General features: G+C 71.1%; 4 protein-coding genes. 1 reads left to right on the top strand and 3 read right to left on the bottom strand.

The annotated features are described in order from the left end of the window. Window positions 1-14 precede the first annotated feature (14 nt). Genes ACFVGS_RS23295 through deoC form a run of 3 tightly spaced genes read right to left on the bottom strand, consistent with a single transcriptional unit; the run spans window position 15 to window position 3,302 of the window. Window positions 15-908: an aldehyde dehydrogenase family protein gene (locus ACFVGS_RS23295; protein WP_384411917.1), complete on the bottom strand. Its 894-nt coding sequence runs from the start codon at window positions 906-908 to the stop codon at window positions 15-17. Next, window positions 901-2,337: an aldehyde dehydrogenase family protein gene (locus ACFVGS_RS23290; protein WP_385693545.1), complete on the bottom strand. Its 1,437-nt coding sequence runs from the start codon at window positions 2,335-2,337 to the stop codon at window positions 901-903. Before ACFVGS_RS23290 ends, ACFVGS_RS23295 begins: the two co-directional genes overlap by 8 nt. Before the next feature lie 5 nt (window positions 2,338-2,342). Further along, window positions 2,343-3,302, bottom strand: a complete 960-nt coding sequence (deoC, locus tag ACFVGS_RS23285) for a deoxyribose-phosphate aldolase (protein WP_384411945.1) — start codon at window positions 3,300-3,302, stop codon at window positions 2,343-2,345. Window positions 3,303-3,567: 265 nt separating this feature from the next. Between deoC and ACFVGS_RS23280 the strand changes: the two genes are divergently transcribed. After that, window positions 3,568-4,725 (top strand): hypothetical protein, encoded by a 1,158-nt coding sequence (locus ACFVGS_RS23280; protein ID WP_385693544.1) that lies wholly within the window; start codon window positions 3,568-3,570, stop codon window positions 4,723-4,725. The last annotated feature ends 149 nt before the right edge of the window (window positions 4,726-4,874 follow it).

Below are 4,874 nucleotides of genomic sequence, written 5' to 3'. Positions count from 1 at the left end.
GGCCGTTTTACGGCCTAGTACGACGAGCCGGACGCGCCCAGGGAGCCCGTCGGGTGCCAGACCGTCTTGGTCTCCAGGAAGGCGGTCATGCGGTCCGTGCCCGGGGACTCGGCGAAGTCCTCGGTGCGCGGGCGCAGCACGCGCTTGAGGTTGTCCGCCGCGGCGATCTCGAGCTCGCGGGCCAGATCGGCGTCCGCGCCCGTGAGGTCGATCGCGTTGACGTCGAGGTGGGCCGCGAGGTGCGGGCCCATCTCGGACGCCTTGCCCGACAGGATGTTGACCACGCCGCCCGGGAGGTCGGAGGTGGCCAGCACCTCGCCCAGGGACAGGGCCGGCAGCGGGGCCTTCTCGGAGGCGATGACGACCGCCGTGTTGCCGGTCGCGATGACCGGGGCGATCACCGAGACCAGTCCGAGGAAGGACGACTCCTGCGGCGCGACGACGGTGACGACGCCCGTCGGCTCCGGGGTGGACAGGTTGAAGTACGGGCCCGCCACCGGGTTGGCGCCGCCGACGACCTGGGCGATCTTGTCGGTCCAGCCCGCGTACCAGACCCAGCGGTCGATCGCGGCCTCGACGACCACGGCCGCCTTGTTCTTCGACAGGCCCTCGGCGTCCGCGACCTCGTGCACGAACTGGCCCTTGCGGCCCTCCAGCATCTCGGCGACGCGGTAGAGGATCTGGCCGCGGTTGTACGCGGTCGCGCCCGACCAGCCGCCGAAGGCCTTGCGGGCCGCCACGACGGCGTCACGGGCGTCCTTGCGGGAGGAAAGCGGAGCGTTCGCCAGCCACTTGCCCTTGCTGTCGGTCACCTCGTACACCCGGCCGCTCTCGGAACGCGGGAACTTCCCGCCCACGTACAGCTTGTAGGTCTTGAAGACGCTCAGACGGGTCTGCTGATCAGACATCGAGGTAGGCCTCCAGACCGTGGCGGCCGCCCTCGCGGCCGAAGCCCGACTCCTTGTAGCCGCCGAACGGCGAGGTCGGGTCGAACTTGTTGAAGGTGTTGGCCCAGACGACACCCGCGCGGAGCTTGTTGGCGACCGCGAGGATGCGGGAGCCCTTCTCCGTCCAGATGCCCGCCGACAGGCCGTACTGGCTGTTGTTGGCCTTGGCGACGGCCTCGTCCGGCGTGCGGAAGGTCAGCACCGACAGGACCGGGCCGAAGATCTCGTCGCGGGCGACGGTGTGCGCCTGGGTGACGTTCGTGAAGAGCGTCGGGGCGAACCAGTAGCCGGCGGACGGGATCTCGCAGGCGGCGGACCAGCGCTCGGCGCCCTCGGCCTCGCCCTGCTCGACGAGCGAGGTGATCCGGGCCAGCTGCTCCTCGGAGTTGATGGCGCCGATGTCGGTGTTCTTGTCGAGCGGGTCGCCCAGACGGAGCGTCGACAGGCGGCGCTTGAGCGAGTCGAGCAGCTCGTCGTGGACCGACTCCTGGACCAGCAGGCGCGAGCCCGCGCAGCAGACCTGGCCCTGGTTGAAGAAGATGCCGTTGACGATGCCCTCGACGGCCTGGTCGATGGGCGCGTCGTCGAAGACGATGTTGGCGCCCTTGCCGCCCAGCTCCAGGGTGAGCTTCTTGTCCGTGCCGGCCACGGACCTGGCGATGGAGCGGCCGACGGCGGTCGAGCCGGTGAACGCGACCTTGTTCACGTCGGGGTGCTCGACGAGCGCGGCGCCCGTGTCCCCGTAACCCGGAAGGATGTTGACGACGCCCTTGGGCAGCCCGGCCTGGCGGCAGATGTCCGCGAAGAACAGGGCGGAGAGCGGGGTGGTCTCGGCCGGCTTCAGGACGACCGTGTTGCCGGTCGCGAGCGCCGGGGCGATCTTCCACGCCAGCATCAGCAGCGGGAAGTTCCACGGGATGACCTGGCCGGCCACGCCCAGCGGCTTCGGGGACGGCCCGAAGCCGGCGTGGTCGAGCTTGTCGGCCCAGCCCGCGTAGTAGAAGAAGTGCGCGGCGACCAGCGGGAGGTCCGCGTCGCGGGTCTCCTTGATCGGCTTGCCGTTGTCCAGGGTCTCCAGGACGGCCAGCTCGCGGCTGCGCTCCTGGATGATCCGGGCGATCCGGAAGAGGTACTTGGCGCGCTCGGAGCCGGGCAGCGCCGACCACTTCTCGAAGGCCCTGCGGGCGGCCTTCACCGCGCGGTCCACGTCCTCGGCGCCCGCCTGGGCGACCTCGGAGAGCACCTCCTCGGTGGAGGGCGAGACGGTCTTGAAGACCTTGCCGTCGGCCGCGTCGACGAACTCGCCGTCGATGAACAGGCCGTAGCTCGGCGCGATGTCGACGACCGCGCGCGACTCGGGCGCGGGGGCGTACTCGAAGGGGGAGGTCATGTCGATCAGTCCACCGTCACGTAGTCGGGGCCGGAGTAGTGGCCGGTCGCCAGCTTCTGACGCTGCATGAGCAGGTCGTTGAGCAGGCTGGAGGCACCGAAGCGGAACCAGTGGTTGTCCAGCCAGTCCGCGCCGACGGTCTCGTTGACCAGGACCAGGAACTTGATGGCGTCCTTGGTGTTGCGGATGCCGCCCGCGGGCTTCACGCCGATCTGGACGCCGGTCTGCGCGCGGAAGTCGCGCACGGCCTCCAGCATCAGCAGGGTGTTGGCGGGGGTGGCGTTGACCGCGACCTTGCCGGTCGAGGTCTTGATGAAGTCCGCGCCGGCGATCATGCCGAGCCAGGAGGCGCGGCGGATGTTGTCGTACGTGGACAGCTCGCCGGTCTCGAAGATCACCTTGAGGCGGGCCCGGTCGCCGCACTCGGCCTTGATGGCGGCGATCTGCTCGTAGACCTCCAGGTACCGGCCGGCGAGGAAGGCGCCACGGTCGATGACCATGTCGATCTCGTCGGCGCCGGCGGCGATGGCGTCGGCCGTGTCGGCGAGCTTGACGGGGAGGGCGGCGCGGCCGGCCGGGAAGGCGGTCGCGACCGAGGCGACCTTGACGCCGGAGCCCTTCAGGGCGGCCTTGGCGGTGGCCACCATGTCGGGGTAGACGCAGACGGCCGCGGTCGTCGGGGTGGCGCGGTCGGTCGGATCGGGGTTGACGGCCTTGGCGGCGAGCGCCCGGACCTTGCCCGGGGTGTCCGCGCCTTCGAGCGTCGTCAGGTCGATCATGGAGATGGCCAGGTCGATGGCATAGGCCTTGGCCGTGGTCTTGATCGAGCGGGTGCCGAGGGACGCGGCGCGCGCCTCCAGGCCCACGGCGTCGACGCCGGGCAGCCCGTGGAGGAAGCGGCGCAGCGTGCTCTCGGACGCGGTCACGTCGGCGAAAGCATGTGCTGCAGGTGCAGTGGTGGGCATGGTCACCAGTCGAGCATATCTACGCGCGTAGCGGCGTGTACAGGGGGCTGCTCGTACGAGCACGTGAAAGCCCAGGTGGGTGTGGGGGAAGCGGGGTGCGCGTGAGGCCTGTCACATGCCCGTGACATGGAGCGGACAACTCCCGAACCCAAGATCCGTAACGTTTCTTCTGCAGCCAGCCAGAACTCACCGGCCCTCACCGAACGAGATGTCAGCGGCATGCGGCTCTTCCTCACCCGACCTGTCTGATTCCACAGGAGTCGTTATGCGCACCGCCCTTCGCACCGCCGTCGCCACCGCCCTCCTCACCGGCCTCGCGGTCACTCCGGTGTTCGCCACCGGCACCGCCTTCGCGGCGGACGGCCCGGCGGCCACGGCGGAGGACGGCACGTTCGTCCGGACCGAGACCCTCTACAACGGCACCGTCGTGAAGATCTACAAGCTCGGACCGACGTGGTACCGCGCCGAGAGCTTCAAGAACGGCCAGTCGATCGGCTCCGTCGAGGCGAACGCCCGCGCGGCGGCCGGCAACGACAACGGCAACTACCTCGTCCTCTTCGAGGACGGCCGCACCCTCGCGTGGCGCGGCAACGTCGTCTCGCCCGCCGAGCTCGGCCTGTACCGTCTGGCCGACGGTACCGTCGTGGAGCTCGGCAAGAACCCGAAGGACGGCCGGTTCGGCCTCCGGTCGGTCGACAAGACCGGCCAGGGCAGCGGATTCGTCTACGCGTACCACCCGGTCCGCTCGGTGTGGACGTACGGGAAGGCCGTCGTGGTCCTGGAGAACGACGGCGGGCTCGCCGCCTACGTCCCCGGCCAGGCCGGGCAGGCCGCCCCCGTGTACCTCGGCGCCGGCGTCAACCCGAAGCCCGCCCCGAAGCCCGGCACCGTGCTCTCCGGGCCGACGGCGAACGGGTGCACCGTCACCGAGAAGATCGCCTCCGTCTTCCCGTACTGGACGGTCACGCTCACCAACGACCTGAAGAAGGGCCCCAAGGCCGTCCTCAAGGACGACACGGACAAGGTCGTCGGCACCGCCGACCGTCAGCACCCCGTCGACGGCCGCTACGGCCTGAAGATCGAGGGCGCGGACGCCACCACCCCGAAGCTCGGCCAGCGCACCCAGGGCGGCGACATGCCGTACCGGTGGGTCGACTTCCCGAAGCTCCCCGAGAACTGCACCGCGACCCCCACCACCACGCCCAGCGCCACGCCCACCACCGCGCCCGCCACCGGGACCGGCACCCAGGGCGGCCAGACCACCGTCGTGCCCAGGGGCGGGGTCGCCGCCGGCGCCGAGTTCGGCACCGTCGAGCACGCCAACGACACCGCGCTGCTGGCCTCCGGCGCGGGCGCGGCCGCGGTCGTCGCCGCCGGCCTCGGCCTCACCGCGCTGCGCCGTCGCGCCGCCGACCGGGGCTGACGGCTCCCGCGTCCCACCTCCCGTCCACCCACGCGGCTGACACCCCTCATCGAGCCGCTGTCCCCCTCCGGCGGGCCGCCCTCCCTCCTGGGCGGCCCCCCCCCCCCCCCGACCCCCGCCCCCGGACCGGCCGCCCCCCCGCGCACCTC

The organism is Streptomyces sp. NPDC127114 (assembly GCF_042677525.1).
GTDB lineage: Bacteria > Actinomycetota > Actinomycetes > Streptomycetales > Streptomycetaceae > Streptomyces.
Note: the sequence above shows the minus strand (reverse complement) of the source record. Positions and strands in the feature narration are given on the sequence as shown.

Excerpts from the sequence above, each read along its gene's own strand:
- ACFVGS_RS23295 (WP_384411917.1), bottom strand. The coding sequence starts at position 908 with ATGTCTGATCAGCAGACCCGTCTGAGCGTCTTCAAGACCTACAAGCTG.
- ACFVGS_RS23290 (WP_385693545.1), bottom strand. The coding sequence starts at position 2,337 with ATGACCTCCCCCTTCGAGTACGCCCCCGCGCCCGAGTCGCGCGCGGTC.
- deoC (WP_384411945.1), bottom strand. The coding sequence starts at position 3,302 with ATGCCCACCACTGCACCTGCAGCACATGCTTTCGCCGACGTGACCGCG.
- ACFVGS_RS23280 (WP_385693544.1), top strand. The coding sequence starts at position 3,568 with ATGCGCACCGCCCTTCGCACCGCCGTCGCCACCGCCCTCCTCACCGGC.